This window comes from Pseudomonas sp. AC016 (assembly GCF_979253365.1).
The window spans coordinates 3,171,647-3,186,321 of the sequence record NZ_CEEDCC010000001.1 but is presented as its reverse complement, the minus strand read 5'-3'; the positions used below and the strand labels follow the sequence as shown (position 1 = coordinate 3,186,321).

At 58.1% G+C, this 14,675-nt stretch carries 16 protein-coding genes; 8 read left to right on the top strand and 8 right to left on the bottom strand.

What is annotated here, in order from left to right; translation table 11 throughout:
- Positions 1-100: 100 nt before the first annotated feature.
- On the bottom strand, positions 101-1,102 hold the full coding sequence (locus AC0IXS_RS14480) for an LLM class flavin-dependent oxidoreductase (protein ID WP_471824953.1): 1,002 nt from the start codon (positions 1,100-1,102) through the stop codon (positions 101-103).
- 214 nt (positions 1,103-1,316) lie between these two features.
- On the opposite strand from AC0IXS_RS14480, the gene AC0IXS_RS14475 reads away from it, so the two are divergent.
- Together AC0IXS_RS14475 and AC0IXS_RS14470 are read left to right on the top strand one after the other, a co-directional pair.
- The gene (locus AC0IXS_RS14475) at positions 1,317-1,748 is read left to right on the top strand and encodes an OsmC family protein (RefSeq protein WP_057409870.1); all 432 of its coding nucleotides are present in this window, start codon (positions 1,317-1,319) and stop codon (positions 1,746-1,748) included.
- Between the two features lie 150 nt (positions 1,749-1,898).
- The gene (locus AC0IXS_RS14470) at positions 1,899-2,132 is read left to right on the top strand and encodes a DUF1161 domain-containing protein (RefSeq protein WP_004882498.1); all 234 of its coding nucleotides are present in this window, start codon (positions 1,899-1,901) and stop codon (positions 2,130-2,132) included.
- Here the strand turns inward: AC0IXS_RS14470 and AC0IXS_RS14465 are convergent, their stop codons facing one another.
- Positions 2,133-2,546: a PA0061/PA0062 family lipoprotein gene (locus AC0IXS_RS14465; RefSeq protein WP_043302961.1), complete on the bottom strand. Its 414-nt coding sequence runs from the start codon at positions 2,544-2,546 to the stop codon at positions 2,133-2,135. It abuts the gene before it with no gap.
- Between the two features lie 93 nt (positions 2,547-2,639).
- Here AC0IXS_RS14465 and AC0IXS_RS14460 point away from each other — a divergent pair, with 93 nt between their 5' ends.
- Positions 2,640-3,695, top strand: a complete 1,056-nt coding sequence (locus AC0IXS_RS14460) for an aminopeptidase (RefSeq protein WP_191953886.1) — start codon at positions 2,640-2,642, stop codon at positions 3,693-3,695.
- Between the two features lie 309 nt (positions 3,696-4,004).
- Here AC0IXS_RS14460 and AC0IXS_RS14455 read toward each other — a convergent pair whose 3' ends face one another.
- Positions 4,005-4,655, bottom strand: coding sequence for an HAD family hydrolase (locus AC0IXS_RS14455; protein WP_057409893.1), 651 nt, complete (start codon positions 4,653-4,655; stop codon positions 4,005-4,007).
- A 23-nt stretch (positions 4,656-4,678) separates the two neighbouring features.
- On the bottom strand, positions 4,679-5,227 hold the full coding sequence (locus AC0IXS_RS14450; protein ID WP_057409872.1) for a gamma carbonic anhydrase family protein: 549 nt from the start codon (positions 5,225-5,227) through the stop codon (positions 4,679-4,681).
- Positions 5,228-5,339: 112 nt separating this feature from the next.
- Between AC0IXS_RS14450 and prlC the strand changes: the two genes are divergently transcribed.
- Positions 5,340-7,391 carry an oligopeptidase A gene (gene prlC / locus AC0IXS_RS14445; protein WP_471824951.1) on the top strand — a complete coding sequence of 684 codons (2,052 nt, stop codon included), beginning with the start codon at positions 5,340-5,342 and terminating at the stop codon, positions 7,389-7,391.
- A complete protein-coding gene (locus tag AC0IXS_RS14440; protein ID WP_004882506.1) occupies positions 7,388-7,675 on the top strand; it encodes a YheV family putative zinc ribbon protein in 288 nt (95 codons plus the stop codon). The genes prlC and AC0IXS_RS14440 overlap by 4 nt, the downstream gene beginning before the upstream one ends.
- 65 nt (positions 7,676-7,740) lie before the next feature.
- On the opposite strand, the gene AC0IXS_RS14435 is transcribed toward AC0IXS_RS14440, so the two are convergent.
- The 3 genes from AC0IXS_RS14435 to AC0IXS_RS14425 all read right to left on the bottom strand — a co-directional run bounded on the left by AC0IXS_RS14435 (position 7,741) and on the right by AC0IXS_RS14425 (position 9,735).
- Positions 7,741-8,028 (bottom strand): hypothetical protein, encoded by a 288-nt coding sequence (locus tag AC0IXS_RS14435; RefSeq protein ID WP_137202759.1) that lies wholly within the window; start codon positions 8,026-8,028, stop codon positions 7,741-7,743.
- A gap of 58 nt (positions 8,029-8,086) precedes the next feature.
- Complete coding sequence (locus tag AC0IXS_RS14430; RefSeq protein WP_004882508.1) at positions 8,087-8,320, bottom strand: hypothetical protein; 234 nt, start codon at positions 8,318-8,320, stop codon at positions 8,087-8,089.
- A 185-nt stretch (positions 8,321-8,505) separates the two neighbouring features.
- Entirely contained in the window at positions 8,506-9,735 is a 1,230-nt protein-coding gene (locus AC0IXS_RS14425) for a phosphoinositide-specific phospholipase C-related protein (protein ID WP_206756825.1), read from the bottom strand.
- 280 nt (positions 9,736-10,015) lie between these two features.
- Here AC0IXS_RS14425 and AC0IXS_RS14420 point away from each other — a divergent pair, with 280 nt between their 5' ends.
- The 3 genes from AC0IXS_RS14420 to AC0IXS_RS14410 all read left to right on the top strand — a co-directional run bounded on the left by AC0IXS_RS14420 (position 10,016) and on the right by AC0IXS_RS14410 (position 13,655).
- The gene (locus AC0IXS_RS14420; protein ID WP_057409876.1) at positions 10,016-11,074 is read left to right on the top strand and encodes a PA0069 family radical SAM protein; all 1,059 of its coding nucleotides are present in this window, start codon (positions 10,016-10,018) and stop codon (positions 11,072-11,074) included.
- 206 nt (positions 11,075-11,280) lie between these two features.
- The gene (locus AC0IXS_RS14415) at positions 11,281-12,021 is read left to right on the top strand and encodes a carbonic anhydrase (RefSeq protein WP_025996481.1); all 741 of its coding nucleotides are present in this window, start codon (positions 11,281-11,283) and stop codon (positions 12,019-12,021) included.
- Positions 12,022-12,122: 101 nt separating this feature from the next.
- Entirely contained in the window at positions 12,123-13,655 is a 1,533-nt protein-coding gene (locus AC0IXS_RS14410) for a SulP family inorganic anion transporter (RefSeq protein WP_004882513.1), read from the top strand.
- Positions 13,656-13,764: 109 nt separating this feature from the next.
- Here AC0IXS_RS14410 and AC0IXS_RS14405 read toward each other — a convergent pair whose 3' ends face one another.
- Positions 13,765-14,415 (bottom strand): hypothetical protein, encoded by a 651-nt coding sequence (locus AC0IXS_RS14405; protein WP_122667965.1) that lies wholly within the window; start codon positions 14,413-14,415, stop codon positions 13,765-13,767.
- Between the last annotated feature and the right edge of the window lie 260 nt (positions 14,416-14,675).

Here is a 14,675-nt window from a genome sequence, read left to right as displayed (position 1 = left end):
GCCAGACCCCGTGTTCAAGCTGTAAAAAAAAGCCCGCACCCTACGCTGAACAGTGATTCAGCGAATGGTGCGGGCTTTTTCGTGTCTGTGCAGCAAGCGTTTAGCCGTGTGCGACCTGAGCCAGGATCTCGTAGGACCGCAGACGGTCTTCATGCTCGTACATGTCGCAGGTAAAGATCAGCTCATCGGCATCGGTCTGCTCCAGCAGCACGTCCAGTTTGGCGCGGATCTTGTCCGGGCCGCCGACCATCGCCAGCCCCAGAAAGCTCGCCACCGCTTCACGTTCGTGCGGCAGCCACAGGCCGTCCATGGACTCCACCGGTGGACGCTGCATCAGGCTGTGACCACGCATCAGCGCCAGAATACGCTGGTGCACCGACGTCGCCAGGTATTCGGCCTTCTCGTCCGTCTCTGCGGCCGACAGCGGCACGCCCAGCATCACGTAAGGCTTGTCGAGCACCGCCGATGGCTGGAAGTGATTGCGGTAGACGCGAATCGCTTCGTGCATGTAGCGCGGCGCGAAGTGCGAGGCGAAGGCGTAAGGCAAACCGCGCATCCCTGCCAGCTGAGCGCTGAACAGACTTGAGCCCAGCAGCCAGATCGGGACGTTGGTGCCTGAACCTGGAACGGCGATCACTTTTTGATCAGGTGTACGCGGTCCCAGGTACTCCATCAGTTCGGTCACGTCATCCGGGAAGTCATCGGCACTGCCGGAACGTTCGCGGCGCAGCGCGCGGGCGGTCATCTGATCGGAACCGGGCGCACGGCCCAGGCCCAGATCGATGCGGTCCGGATACAGGCTCGCCAGGGTGCCGAACTGCTCGGCCACCACCAGTGGCGCATGGTTGGGCAGCATGATGCCGCCCGCACCGACACGGATGGTCGACGTGCCGCCTGCCAGATACGCCAGCAGCACCGACGTTGCCGAACTGGCGATGCCGTCCATGTTGTGGTGTTCGGCGACCCAGAAGCGGTTGTAGCCCAGTTTTTCGACGTGTTGCGCCAGGTTCAGCGAGTTGCGCAGGGAGTCGGCGGGGCCTTTATCGTGGCGCACGGGCACCAGATCAAGGGTGGAAATCTTTACATCTGCCAGACGTTTCATAGGCCAGGGTAGCTCCTCGAATTGTGTTGGGTCGGCTCAAGGAGCTGCCCACGATGAAACAACAGTGCGGGCACAAGCCTGGTGTTTCAATAGATGACGCGGAAAAAACCTACTTAAATACTAGGTCTTTAGTCGATTTGAACTTTCCAGTGCCGTCTATCCTCAGAATCCTGTCACGTGCAAAAGACTCAATCCATTCCTTCAAGGAGCGACCATGAGCATCGTCAAGAAAGCATCGGCACACTGGGCTGGTGATCTGAAAACCGGTATCGGCAGCATCTCGACTGAAACCGCGGCACTGCGCGAGCATCCATACGGCTTCAAGGCCCGCTTCGAAGGCGGCAAAGGTACCAATCCCGAAGAACTGATCGGCGCGGCACATGCGGGTTGCTTCTCGATGGCGCTGTCGATGATTCTGGGCGACGCAGGCTTCACAGCCGACAGCATCGATACCCAGGCTGAAGTCACGCTCGACCAGGTGGAAGGCGGTTTCGCGATCACTGCTGTGCATCTGATACTGAAAGCCAAGGTGCCAGGCGCGACTCAGGAGCAGTTCAACGAGTTGACCACTAAAGCCAAAGAAGGCTGCCCGGTGTCCAAGGTGCTGAACGCCAACATCACGCTCAAAGCTACCCTGCTGAGCTGATTCGGTAGTTCAGATTTCGTGTGAGGTGGCTGGCCGACGATAGCGTTGATCCAGTCGTTGCCAGGTTGGATGGGCTATTGATTCGCCGGCAAGCCGCCTCCCACAACAGTGTTCATTTCGCCGGTTATGTGTTCTGGAAGAGGGTCAAGCATGAAACGTTTTGCTTTGGCAGTGGCCTGTACCCTGCTGGCTGTAAATGCTGTGGCGGCCCCGAAGTCCTGTGATGAACTCAAGGACGAAATCGAGGCGCGCATCCAGGCGAACAATGTTACTTCCTACACGCTGGAAATCGTCACCAATGACGAAGTCACGGACCAGAACATGGTCGTGGGTAGCTGCGAGAACGGCACCAAAAAAATCATTTATCAGCGCAATGATCGCTGATCAGATGCAGTGAACATTCCCCTCCTGCGCGACCGTTTTTCGCTCGGCGTCGTACAGCCACGCATCGACATCATTGGTCAGTGACCTCACCTCAAGCACGTATCGCTGTCCCGCAGCGAAATGCGCGTAGTCGACTTCAACGAAGCAGGTGATTTCGGTGTAGTCGTCGCCCATCAGGCCCATGCTTCCATAACGATACTCATAGTCGTAACGCACTTGCAGCGAATGGCTGCCGGGTGTGACCTGGAAGTAGCGACCGTCATAGGTGTTCTTGCCGTCGAGCTTGTCGGCCATGACCACTTTGCCGGTGATGGTGCGCAGATCGACCCAGGCCATGTTCGGGTCAACGGCAGGCAATGGACCGGCGCAACCTGCAAGGGTTGTCAGGGCGAGAATCAGTGTCATGACGCGCATGCTGTGCTCCATTTCTGAACCGGCGGCGATGATAGTTGCGTCGGTCTTGTCTGTCCTGCATAACAGCACTGTGTTCCGATTTTAAGGCTGTGTATGCCACGACTCATTGTTTTACGCCTTTGGCAGGCTTTGCCGGTAGTGGCGGTCATGTTGCTGAGTGGCTGTTCCAGCGTGGCCTATTACGGTCAGTTGGCTCAGGGGCAATGGCAGCTTTTGCAGGCCCGCGAACCGGTGGACGAGATCATTGCCGATCCCGGTCGCGATCCAACGCTTCGGGCGCACCTGGCCCAGTCGCAAAAGGCCCGAGTCTTCGCCAGCGAACACCTGCACCTGCCGGACAACAAGAGCTATCGCCTGTATGCCGATCTGGGCCGTCCTTACGTGGTATGGAACGTGTTTGCCACAGATGAGTTCTCTCTGGATCCGGTGACCCACTGTTTTCCGATTGCCGGTTGTGTGGCTTATCGCGGCTATTACAGCCCGGGTGGCGCTCGCGGTGAAGCAGCCTTGCAGCGTCAGGCAGGCAAGGATGTGTACCTCAGTGGCGTAGAAGCCTATTCGACATTGGGCTGGTTCAACGACCCGATCCTCAGTTCGATGCTGGGCTGGGGCGATGAAAGGCTGGCTACATTGATCTTTCATGAGCTGGCGCATCAGCGTTTCTATGTGAAGGACGATACGGAATTCAACGAATCGTACGCCAGCTTCGTCGAGCAGGAAGGCACGCGTCAGTGGCGTGCTGCCCGTGGGCTGCCGCCTGAGAGCGTTTCGCAGTCCAGACGGCGCGATCAGTTCATTCAACTGGTGCTCGATACGCGTGAGCGTCTGAAAACGCTTTATCGCCAGCCGTTGACGCCTGACCTCATGCGTGAACGCAAGGCGGCCGAGTTCGAGCGCATGCGCCGTGACTATCGGACGTTGCGCGATGAGCAATGGGGAGGCGACAAACGCTTCGATGGCTGGATCAACAGCCCGATGAACAACGCCAAGCTGCTGCCCTTCGGGCTCTATGACCAGTGGGTGCCTGCGTTCGAAGCGTTGTTCAAGCAGGTGAATGGCGACTGGGAAGCGTTTTTTCAGGCAGTGGAGACGCTCGGTGGCTTGCCTGCCGATTCACGCAAGGCGGCTCTGCAGCGATTGATGCCGTGAGCGCGCCATGCCGCGCTGCTTCGCATCACGGCCGGACGCGGAGCGTCCTGAGCGGCGTTACCACGCTGGAGTGGGAACGATCATGGTCTCAAGCACACTGATCATGCCCATGCTCCGCGCTCGTCGTTGTGCACAAGGCCTCGTGGAGGAATGATCGTGCCCATCGCTCCGCGTGGGCATGCCTCCCGTGACGCTCCGCGTCACAAATGGCACAGACTGAGGATTCAGTGAGCCGAGCGCATGACGTGAATAACGCTGAAGCTTGGGCACACATCTGCGTCACTTCAACGCCAGACGCGCAGTGCCGCCTTACTTGCCCACAAAGGCCTCATGCAACTCGGCCACGGTCGCAAAGTGATACGTCGGGTTTTCCGCCGTGAGTTCTTCATGGCTGCCAAACCCGTATCCCACCGCAGCAACGTCCAGTCCGTTGCGGATGCCGCCGATCAGGTCGTGTTTGCGGTCGCCGATCATCAGGGTGTGCGCCGGGTCGAGCTTTTCTTCGGCGAGCAGGTGGGCGATGAGTTCGACCTTGTCGGTGCGGGTGCCGTCCAGTTCGCTGCCATAGATCACGATGAAGTGTCTGGCGAAATCGAAGTGCCGGGCGATTTCCCGGGCGAACTCCCACGGTTTGGACGTGGCGATGTACAGACGTCTGCCCTGCCCGCCCAGGGTTTCCAGCAGTTCGGCAATGCCATCGAACACTTCGTTTTCATACAGCCCGGTCACACGGAAGCGCTCGCGGTAGAAGCCGACCGCCTCCCATGCACGCGCTTCGTCCATGTCGTAAAACTGCATGAACGCCTGCAACAACGGTGGGCCGATGAAGTGTTCCAGTCTGGTGATATCCGGCTCGTCGATACCCAGATTTGCCAGCGCGAACTGGATCGAGCGGGTGATGCCCAGACGCGGGTCGGTCAGCGTACCGTCGAGGTCGAAAAGGATGTTCTGGTAATGCATGGGGGCCTCGAACTGCAGATTCTTCAGCATGGCTGGTCAAAGCCTTCTGCCAGGTGCTGGTCCTTGAGTTTCACGTAGTTGGTGGCGCTGTAAGGGAAGAATGCGATTTCCTTTTCGGTCAGCGCCCTCACCTGTTTGACCGGGCGGCCTACATACAAAAAGCCGCTTTCCAGCACTTTGCCCGGCGGCACCAGGCTGCCTGCGCCGATGATCACCTCATCTTCCACGACCGCGCCATCCATGATGGTCGAGCCCATGCCGATCAGGATCCGGTTGCCGATGGTGCAGCCGTGCAGCATCGCTTTGTGGCCGATGGTCACTTCATCGCCGATCAGCAATGGAAAGCCGTCAGGATTGAACGGCCCGGCGTGGGTGATGTGCAGCACACTGCCGTCCTGCACGCTGGTGCGGGCACCGATGCGAATGCGGTGCATGTCGCCGCGCACCACGCTCAATGGCCAGACGGAACTGTCGGCACCGATTTCCACATCGCCGATCACCACCGCCGAGTGGTCAACGAAGGCCCGTTCGCCGAGCGATGGTGTGTGGTCCTGGAACTTGCGAATGGCCACGATAGGCTCCTTCTTTGGCAGTGATAGGTGAGTGAAGCGGGTTTCGATGCTGCGGTCGGCGTCGATTGTAATTAAGATGCATGAGTGTTTCTTCCAGCCAAGGTGCAAAACCGTGAGCGCGAACAACCCGCTTCTGCAATCGTACGACCTGCCACCCTTCTCGGCGATCCGTGCCGAGCATGTCAAACCTGCCATCGAACAGATTCTGGCGGACAACCGCGCTGCAATTGCCGACATTCTCGCCAAACAGGGATCGACACCGACCTGGGCCGGACTGGTGCTGACCATGGACGAGCTTAACGATCGTCTCGGCGCTGCCTGGAGCCCGGTCAGCCATTTGAATGCCGTGTGCAACAGCGCCGAGCTGCGCGAAGCCTATGAATCCTGCCTGCCTGCGTTGAGCGCCTACTCCACGGAGATGGGCCAGAACCGCGAGCTGTTCCAGGCGTATGAAGCGCTGGCCAACAGTCCTGAAGCGGCGAATTTTGATGTCGGCCAGAAGACCATTCTGGAGCAGTCGCTGCGTGATTTCCGCCTGTCCGGTATCGACCTGCCGCCCGAGCAGCAGAAACGTTATGCCGAAGTGCAGAGCAAGCTGTCGGAACTGGGCAGCCAGTTCTCCAACCAATTGCTGGACGCCACTCAGGCGTGGACCAAATTGGTCGCCGATGAATCCGCCCTCGCCGGCCTGACCGATTCGGCCAAGCAGCAGATGGCGGCCGCCGCCAAGGCGAAAGGTCTGGACGGCTACCTGATCACACTGGAATTCCCGAGTTACTACGCGGTGATGACCTACGCCGAAGACCGCGCGCTGCGTGAAGAACTCTACGCGGCCTACTGCACTCGTGCGTCCGATCAAGGCCCGAATGCCGGCAAGAACGACAACGGCCCGGTCATGGAGCAGATCCTCGACCTGCGTCAGGAACTGGCCCAACTGCTGGGTTACGCGAACTTCGCGGAACTGAGCCTGGCGACCAAGATGGCCGAGTCCAGCGATCAGGTGCTGAGCTTCCTGCGCGACCTGGCCAAGCGCAGCAAGCCGTTTGCCGTGCAGGATCTGGAAGAGCTCAAGGCTTACGCCGCCGAGCAGGGTTGCCCGGATCTGCAAAGCTGGGACAGCGGCTTCTACAGCGAAAAACTGCGTGAGCAACGTTACAGCGTTTCCCAGGAAGTCCTGCGCGTTTATTTCCCGATCGACAAGGTACTGAGCGGCCTGTTTGCCATCGTTCAGCGTCTGTACGGCATCGAAATCGCCGAGCAGAAAGGCTTCGACGCCTGGCATCCGGACGTCCGTCTGTTCGAAATCAAGGAAAACGGTCAGCACGTCGGCCGCTTCTTCTTCGACCTGTACGCCCGCGCCAACAAGCGTGGCGGCGCCTGGATGGACGGCGCTCGCGACCGTCGCCGCACCGCCGAGGGCACCCTGCAGAGCCCGGTGGCCAATCTGGTCTGCAACTTCACCCCGGCAGTCGGTGGCAAGCCTGCACTGCTGACCCACGATGAAGTCACCACGCTGTTCCACGAGTTCGGCCACGGCCTGCATCACTTGCTGACCCGTATCGATCACGCGGGTGTTTCCGGGATCAACGGCGTGGCATGGGACGCGGTCGAGCTGCCAAGCCAGTTCATGGAAAACTGGTGCTGGGAGCCGGAAGGCCTGGCGCTGATTTCCGGTCACTACGAAACCGGTGCACCGCTGCCGCAGGACCTGTTGGAAAAGATGCTTGCTGCGCGCAACTTCCATTCCGGCCTGATGATGGTGCGTCAGTTGGAGTTCTCGCTGTTCGACTTTGAACTGCACGCCACCCACGGTGATGGCCGTAGCGTGTTGCAGGTGCTGGAAGGCATTCGTGACGAAGTGTCGGTCATGCGTCCACCGGCCTACAACCGTTTCCCGAACAGCTTCGCGCACATCTTCGCGGGCGGCTACGCAGCGGGTTACTACAGCTACAAGTGGGCTGAAGTGCTGTCGGCCGATGCGTTTTCGAAGTTCGAGGAAGACGGCGTGCTCAATGCCGAAACCGGTCGTGCTTTCCGCGAAGCCATTCTGGCCCGTGGCGGTTCACAGGCACCGATGGTGCTGTTCGTCGACTTCCGCGGACGCGAGCCGTCGATTGACGCACTCTTGCGCCACAGTGGTCTGAGTGAGGACGCGGCAGCATGACCGATACACCTGCGGTCGTTACCAAGAAGCGCTTCATCGCCGGGGCTGTCTGCCCGGCGTGCAGCGAGCCTGACAAGCTGATGATGTGGAGCGAAGACGACGTGCCGCACCGCGAGTGTGTGCACTGCGGCTATAGCGATACGCTCAACGAGCAGGGGCTTTCGGTGCCGAAAGAACTGGGCACACGGGTCAACAAGGTGGTGGTCAAGCCTGCTGATCCAAAGGTGCAGGGCGTGCAGTTCTTTCCGAATCCGAAGTTGAAAAAGCCGGTTGATCCGAGCTGAAGAAGTTCTGATGCCATGTTCCATAAGGGGCGCAAAGCGACCCCTTATGGACGGCAGGTGAACGGTCAACTTTTTATAGAGAGATCCATTTTCATGAATGCATTGACCAGTTCAAGCAGGATGTCGTCGTCTTTCGCGTCGGTCTTCTGGTTGCCGTCTACATCAGCTTTACTTTTGACAGTATCGTAAGGCACCCCTTTTCCGGGTGCTGTTACAAATGCAGTAAATTCGATATCTCCCCGTGTGCCTGTCCGCTCGTTGGCAAGCTCGCTGTTCCAGAATTCTACTATTACCTCGGGCGTGTCATCGCCCTCTATGTCCTCGACGGACAGCCTGACTTCATAGTTGGCCATTTCAATGTTCTCCTTTCTCTTATTCGGGTCGATCCATGAGCCATCGGACCGTGGCGGGTCATCTCTCAGTCAACTCAACGATTTTCTCCCTGAACGACAGGGCAAGGTCGATCAGCATGTCTTCAGCGATTTCAGGGTCGCCCTGAATGTCGAGTTCATATTCCTGTCGGGTGTCGAGCGTCAGCACAACAGCGCTTAAAAACTCATCATCTTCAAATAATTCAGCACTGATCTCGGGATACTTTTTTTTATTTAAATCATCTGCCGCCAATCGAACCACATACGTCGCCATCACCCACCTCGCTGTCAGGTAAGTTGCCAGCGTCGGGTCGAGTCTGGCGTCCAGTTACGCTAGTCCTCGCTGAGAAAATCGTCTACTGACAGAAATGACAGGTGGCACTATGTACGTGGCTGCCAGTCTGGTTTCCATGTATCAAGGGCTCGCCTGATCAGACGAGCCTTGTTCCAGCACCCACTTCAAGGCACCTGGATTTCCACCCGGGAAACCTTGCCATTCAGCCCGTTGTACTTGAAGTAGTTCACGCGGTAGTCGTCGGTCTCGAGCGTGCGTTCGAATTCATGAACGATAACGTGCTCGGAAATGCCGATGTCCCGTTTGACGTCGACCGTGGCGTAGTCGTCGTCAGTGCTGGCGTGGGGACTGTCGAAAACGGTAATCCGTGTGCCTTTTGCGATACCCGACAGCGAAAGCGATTGAGCCTCATCGTTCTCGCAACCCATTTCAGGCAGAAGCAGTGTTTGTGTACCGTTGGGTATCACGCACACCGTGTCTTGCGTCCTTTCGGCACTGAAGCTTTCCCACAAGTAGATACCGCCTCGGGTCAGCGCCCGTGTGTAGGCCAGTGTGTCGCCATTCTGATAGTTGTTGATGCCAATGAAGTTTGGCGTGACGCCACAGTTCTCAGTGCGGTGCATCAGGTAGGTCAGGTTGTTGTCGAAGGAGCCTGAGTCGAAGGTCGTGGAGGTGGCGGTGTGGAACTGATTCATCAGAAACAGCCGGTTCCAGCGCTTGCCTGTTTCCCGGGCCACTGTTCGGGTATTCAGCGGCACATCGCTCCAGCGTGTCGGGCACGAAAAGTCATGAAAAGCCAACAGACTTGTGGCCACCGCCCCCAGCGTGTCCCAGCGGTTCTGTACCAGCCAGTCCTGGTCATAAAGCACTTTGACGGCTTTGTTCCCCACGGCGTAGTCGCCTTCCAGTTCCGATCGGTCAGTCAGCAAAATAAGGCGATTATTGCTACGCGCCATTTCATCCAGCGTCGGCCACTGTTCGTTCGCGAAGTTGTCAGGATCGAATGAGTAATCGGCCAGTTCAGGAACGCTGGCGAAGACCTGCTGAAGGTCGTCGCGGGTCACGTAGCTTTCCAGGAACAGCGTGACCACTTCAGCTGGATTGGCTTTGAGGAATGGAATGAATTCATTTTTCAGATGATTGCCCCAAGGTCCATAGCAGGCGAGGCTCTTGTGACACACGATTATTCGGTTGAAACCCTTCTGCTTGTGATCCGTGTAAAGGTCGAGCATGAAGCCCCGCACGCCATCTGATAACTGCTGGGGCATTTCCTTGAGGTTCTGGTTTATTTTTTCGTACGAATTGTGGGTCGTGACCCAGTGGTACTGATCAAATGGCTTGCTGCCGTCAGAATGCCCGGCCGCATGGGCCTGCATGAAGGAGAGCGATAACATTGAAGCGCCTGTCAGGGCCGCTACGGAAAAAACGGTGTGCATGCCTGAAATCCTTTTCAGTGCGGATAGTGAGATTGGACGGGCTTTTCCATAAGCCGTCCGGGGACGAGTGATAACGGAATGGCGTCGGCAAGGGAAACGCTTTCCTGTTACCGGATTTAAAGACGGGCATCGCCTGTCACTGACCCGCTGTGCCGTTTGTCAGGGTTGTTGGTATTTGTGAAGTGGTCATTTGTATAGTGATGTACTGTATATAAAAACAGTATTCAGGCGACACTCCATGTCCAGTTCCTCTCCGATTCGCGGCCGCGGAACCGCCACCAACCCGCACAACCGCTTCGCACCCAGTCGTTCCGTTGCCGAGGACGATGGCTGGTATCAGGAAGTGCCGATGACACAGGGCACGACAGTCACCTTCGAGACCGCCAAGAGCATCATCACCCGCAACAGCTCTCCGGACATTCCCTTTGATCGCTCGATCAATCCGTATCGAGGCTGTGAGCATGGCTGCATTTACTGCTTCGCCAGGCCCAGCCATGCGTACTGGGACATGTCGCCGGGCCTGGATTTCGAGACGAAGCTGATCGCCAAGACCAACGCGGCGGCGTTGCTGGAACAACAGCTGTCCAAGCCCGGTTACCGCTGCGCGCCAATCACGCTGGGTGCCAATACCGATCCTTACCAACCCATCGAGCGTGAGCATAAAATCACCCGCGCCACGCTGGAGGTATTACTGCGCTATCGTCACCCGGTCAGCATCATTACCAAAGGCTCGCTGATCCTGCGTGACCTGGATCTGCTGGCGGAAATGGCCAGGCTGCGGCTGGTATCGGTGTTCATCAGCCTGACGACGCTGGACGACGAGCTCAAGCGCATCCTCGAGCCCAGGGCCGCAGCACCCAAGGCACGGTTGAGGGCGATCAAGGTGTTGCGTCAGGCCGGTGTGCCGGTTGGCGTGCTGTGTGCGCCGATCATTCCGATGATCAACGACAGTGAACTGGAAGCCATGCTGGGCGAGGCGAAGGCGGCAGGAGCCTTGAGCGCAAGTTATGTGATGCTGCGCCTGCCACTTGAAGTGGCGCCCTTGTTCGACGAGTGGCTGAAGACGCATTACCCCCAGCGCGCCGATCATGTGTTGAGTCTGATCCGCCAGAGCCGGGGCGGTGCGCTGTATGACAGCCAGTTTGGCACTCGCATGCGCGGTGAAGGTCCATTTGCAGACCTGCTTGCTCAACGTTATGCGATGTCGATCAAGCGGTTGGGATTGAACAGGCGTGAGAGTTTCGTGCTCGATTGCGATGCGTTTTGCCCTCCGGGCGGGCAGATGTCATTGCTGTAACGAACTTGGGACTATCGTGCAAACCCGCATTCCAGAGCGGTCGCATTCAGTTTCACTTAAGCTTGGGCGTTTAGTCTGTAACTCGGAGTGACACCAGCGGTAGCGTTCAAAGGATTTGTTCGTGAGGCCAAACAACAGGGATCACATCCGGCTCTGGTTAAGCACGCATGAGAAATCCACATCAATCCGTCAGAGAGGATGAAGACATGAGAGACATGGATAAACAGCCGTCGGCTACGTCGGCCAGCACACATAGCCACTCGGATAGCGCCGACGTAGCGTTGAAACATATCGTCGATGGCTTTGTACATTTTCGTAAGGAAGTCTTCCCCCAACAGGAAGAACTCTTCAAGAAACTGGCTACCGCACAATCGCCGCGAGCCATGTTCATTACGTGCGCGGATTCGCGCATCGTTCCCGAGCTGATCACTCAGAGCTCGCCGGGCGACCTTTTCGTGACCCGTAACGTCGGCAACGTCGTTCCGCCTTACGGCCAGATGAACGGTGGTGTATCCACGGCTCTGGAATACGCGGTCGTTGCGCTGGGCGTACAACACATCATCGTCTGCGGTCACTCTGACTGCGGTGCCATGCGGGCGGTGCTCAATCCCGACAGCCTGGACAAGATGCCGACGGTAAAAGCCTGGCTGCGCCACGCAGAGGTTGCCCGTACTGTCGTTGAACAGAATTGCAGTTGCAGTGGCGAGCTGGAAACCATGCAGGTCCTGACTCAGGAAAACGTGATTTCCCAATTGCATCACTTGCGCACGCACCCTTCGGTTGCAGCCAAGATGGCCAGCGGTCAGCTGTTCATTCACGGCTGGGTCTACAGCATCGAAACCAGTGAAATCCTGGCCTATGACGCTGAAAGTGACCGCTTCGTGCCGCTCGACGGCTCGGGCCCGACACCGATGGCTTCCCCGAAAGCACGCTTTTCAGCTGACTGATATCAGTCACGACTGACGGCACACCCTTCTTTAGCTGGTGGCGGCTGCGCATGGAGCGCGCCGCCAGCTTTGCCTCGTCTGAAGAATCCCGGAGAAGTGTCATGGGTGCTACAGCATTGAAATCTGTTTTACCACGGGAGCTGCTCGCTTCCGTGGTCGTGTTCCTGGTAGCCCTGCCCTTGTGCATGGGGATCGCAATCGCATCCGGCATGCCACCTGCCAAGGGCCTGATCACCGGCATCATCGGTGGTCTTGTCGTCGGCTGGCTGGCCGGCTCGCCCTTGCAGGTCAGCGGTCCGGCTGCAGGTCTGGCGGTACTGGTCTTCGAAGTGGTGCGCGAGCACGGAATGGCGATGTTGGGGCCGATTCTGTTGCTGGCAGGCCTGCTTCAATTGCTGGCCGGTCGCTTCAAGCTCGGTTGCTGGTTCCGTGTCACGGCACCGGCCGTGGTCTACGGCATGCTCGCCGGTATCGGCATTCTGATCGTGCTGTCACAGGCCCATGTGATGTTCGACAGCGGACCGAAACCCTCCGGGCTGGATAACCTGATCGGTTTCCCGACGACGCTGGTCCAGGCCTTTGGGCCGGGATCGGGTATGCAAGCCGGTATGCTGGGCCTGGGTACCATCCTGATCATGTGGGGCTGGGACAAGATTCGTCCTGCGTCGCTGCGCTTCGTTCCGGGTGCGCTGCTGGGTGTCGGTATCGCGACCGCCATCAGCCTGTTCATGGCGTTGGACGTCAAGCGTGTCCAGGTACCTGAAAACCTCTCCGACGCCATCGACTGGCTGCGCCCCGCCGACCTGATGAACCTGGCCGATCCTGCGATCCTGATCGCGGCCATCGCCGTGGCTTTCATCGCCAGTGCCGAAACACTGCTCTCTGCCGCAGCGGTGGACCGCATGCACAGCGGCGTGCGTTCGGACTTCGACAAGGAATTGAGCGCTCAGGGCGTGGGTAACATGCTGTGCGGCCTGTTGGGCGCCCTGCCTATGACGGGTGTGATCGTGCGCAGTTCGGCCAACGTTCAGGCCGGTGCGACAACCCGCTTCTCGACGATTTTCCATGGCCTGTGGCTGCTGGCGTTCGTCCTGCTGCTGTCCAGCGTGCTGCAAAGCATTCCGGTCGCGAGCCTTGCCGGTGTGCTGGTGTACACCGGTCTGAAGCTGGTCGATCTGAAGACGTTCAAGGGGCTGGGTCGCTACGGTCGCATGCCGATGTTCACCTACGCTGCAACCGCTGGCGCGATCATCTTCACTGACCTGTTGACCGGCGTTCTGGTCGGCTTCGGTTTGACCCTTGTCAAACTGGCGCTCAAGGCGTCGCGACTGAAGATCAATCTGGTCGAGCTGCCGGGCAAGAACGAATACGAGCTGCGTCTGGTGGGTGCCGCGACGTTCCTGAAAGTGCCAGCGCTGACTCAGGTGCTGGGCACTGTTCCGGTCGGCAGCACGTTGCATGTGCCGTTGAACAACCTGTCCTACATCGACCACTCCTGTCTGGAGCTGCTTGAAGACTGGGGGCGTGCCAATGCCGCTCACGGGACCAAGCTGGTGATTGAACCTCGGGGCTTGAAGCGTCGACTCGAAGGAAGGGTGTACACCAACACGGGGATTGGTTCAGGCGCCGCCTGATTCAATCTGCTGTTGATGATCGGCACAGGGAGCCGGATGGGTCTTCGCGTAGCAGCGGAGCATCATTCGGCTCCTTCCTTTGCGGCGAAGACATGAATTCGGTGGCGAATCAGCCCGCGGAACGTTCCAGTTCCAGACCGATACCCAATTGACGTGACAGACTCGGCCAGCGCTTCCAGGCGGCTTCGGTGTCGGGGCTGCTCAGTTTCTCGCGATAGGCCTCGACCGAGTCCAGCGCGAAATCCTCATCATCAAGCAATTGATCAACCGCGTGATGGACGGCCTCGTCCAGTTGATTGGCAAACTGTTCGCCGATCAATTGGTGAGCAATCACGCTGGCAACCGTCGTATTGGAAGGAATCAGCGGCTGGCCGAAGTGCTTGATATAAAGATCGTTTACTTCCTCGACCAGACGGTGCGCCAGATAGGCCTCATCCAGCAGGCTGTCGAGTCCTTCATGGCCCTGCATGATTTCAGGTGGTGCGGTAAAAAATTGCTCGGCAATCTTGAGTACCGGTTTGATCTGGCCTTCGATGCCTGCCTCGATCGCCACTTCATGAGCGGCGTCCAGCAGGTCGGGGACCAGGTCGATATAAGCGGTGACAAAACGTGTCAGTGCGCCCTGTGCGTCAACTTCGGGCAGGTGGATGGCAGGATGAAGGTGCGGAAGCTGAATTTTCAGCTGTTGCAGCAGTTGGCCTGTCTCGGCCTCGTGCTGTTGTGCTCGTTGTATCTGCTCGCGCAATGCGGCCGTGTTCATGACGGTATGGGCTCCTGAAAGCATATAACCAGGTGGGTGTTATTGATCAAAGTCATACGTTAGCTTGATTAACTAAATACCTCAGACGTTTTTGTCATAACCGATTCACATTTATATGTTTTCGCTCTAAAAACCCTCTTTTTGAGCGTTTTCCCAAGGACCAATCGGCCAATCAGCTCACTGTTTGCCACTGTGCACTCATCCGGCGCTGCGTTGCGTTCCTCGTGCCGTGTCTATACTCGACGTTTGAGGAAGTCGGC

Excerpts from the sequence above, each read along its gene's own strand:
- AC0IXS_RS14480 (WP_471824953.1), bottom strand. The coding sequence starts at position 1,102 with ATGAAACGTCTGGCAGATGTAAAGATTTCCACCCTTGATCTGGTGCCC.
- AC0IXS_RS14475 (WP_057409870.1), top strand. The coding sequence starts at position 1,317 with ATGAGCATCGTCAAGAAAGCATCGGCACACTGGGCTGGTGATCTGAAA.
- AC0IXS_RS14470 (WP_004882498.1), top strand. The coding sequence starts at position 1,899 with ATGAAACGTTTTGCTTTGGCAGTGGCCTGTACCCTGCTGGCTGTAAAT.
- AC0IXS_RS14465 (WP_043302961.1), bottom strand. The coding sequence starts at position 2,546 with ATGCGCGTCATGACACTGATTCTCGCCCTGACAACCCTTGCAGGTTGC.
- AC0IXS_RS14460 (WP_191953886.1), top strand. The coding sequence starts at position 2,640 with ATGCCACGACTCATTGTTTTACGCCTTTGGCAGGCTTTGCCGGTAGTG.
- AC0IXS_RS14455 (WP_057409893.1), bottom strand. The coding sequence starts at position 4,655 with ATGCATTACCAGAACATCCTTTTCGACCTCGACGGTACGCTGACCGAC.
- AC0IXS_RS14440 (WP_004882506.1), top strand. The coding sequence starts at position 7,388 with ATGACCGATACACCTGCGGTCGTTACCAAGAAGCGCTTCATCGCCGGG.
- AC0IXS_RS14435 (WP_137202759.1), bottom strand. The coding sequence starts at position 8,028 with ATGGCCAACTATGAAGTCAGGCTGTCCGTCGAGGACATAGAGGGCGAT.
- AC0IXS_RS14430 (WP_004882508.1), bottom strand. The coding sequence starts at position 8,320 with ATGGCGACGTATGTGGTTCGATTGGCGGCAGATGATTTAAATAAAAAA.
- AC0IXS_RS14425 (WP_206756825.1), bottom strand. The coding sequence starts at position 9,735 with ATGTTATCGCTCTCCTTCATGCAGGCCCATGCGGCCGGGCATTCTGAC.
- AC0IXS_RS14420 (WP_057409876.1), top strand. The coding sequence starts at position 10,016 with ATGTCCAGTTCCTCTCCGATTCGCGGCCGCGGAACCGCCACCAACCCG.
- AC0IXS_RS14415 (WP_025996481.1), top strand. The coding sequence starts at position 11,281 with ATGAGAGACATGGATAAACAGCCGTCGGCTACGTCGGCCAGCACACAT.
- AC0IXS_RS14410 (WP_004882513.1), top strand. The coding sequence starts at position 12,123 with ATGGGTGCTACAGCATTGAAATCTGTTTTACCACGGGAGCTGCTCGCT.
- AC0IXS_RS14405 (WP_122667965.1), bottom strand. The coding sequence starts at position 14,415 with ATGAACACGGCCGCATTGCGCGAGCAGATACAACGAGCACAACAGCAC.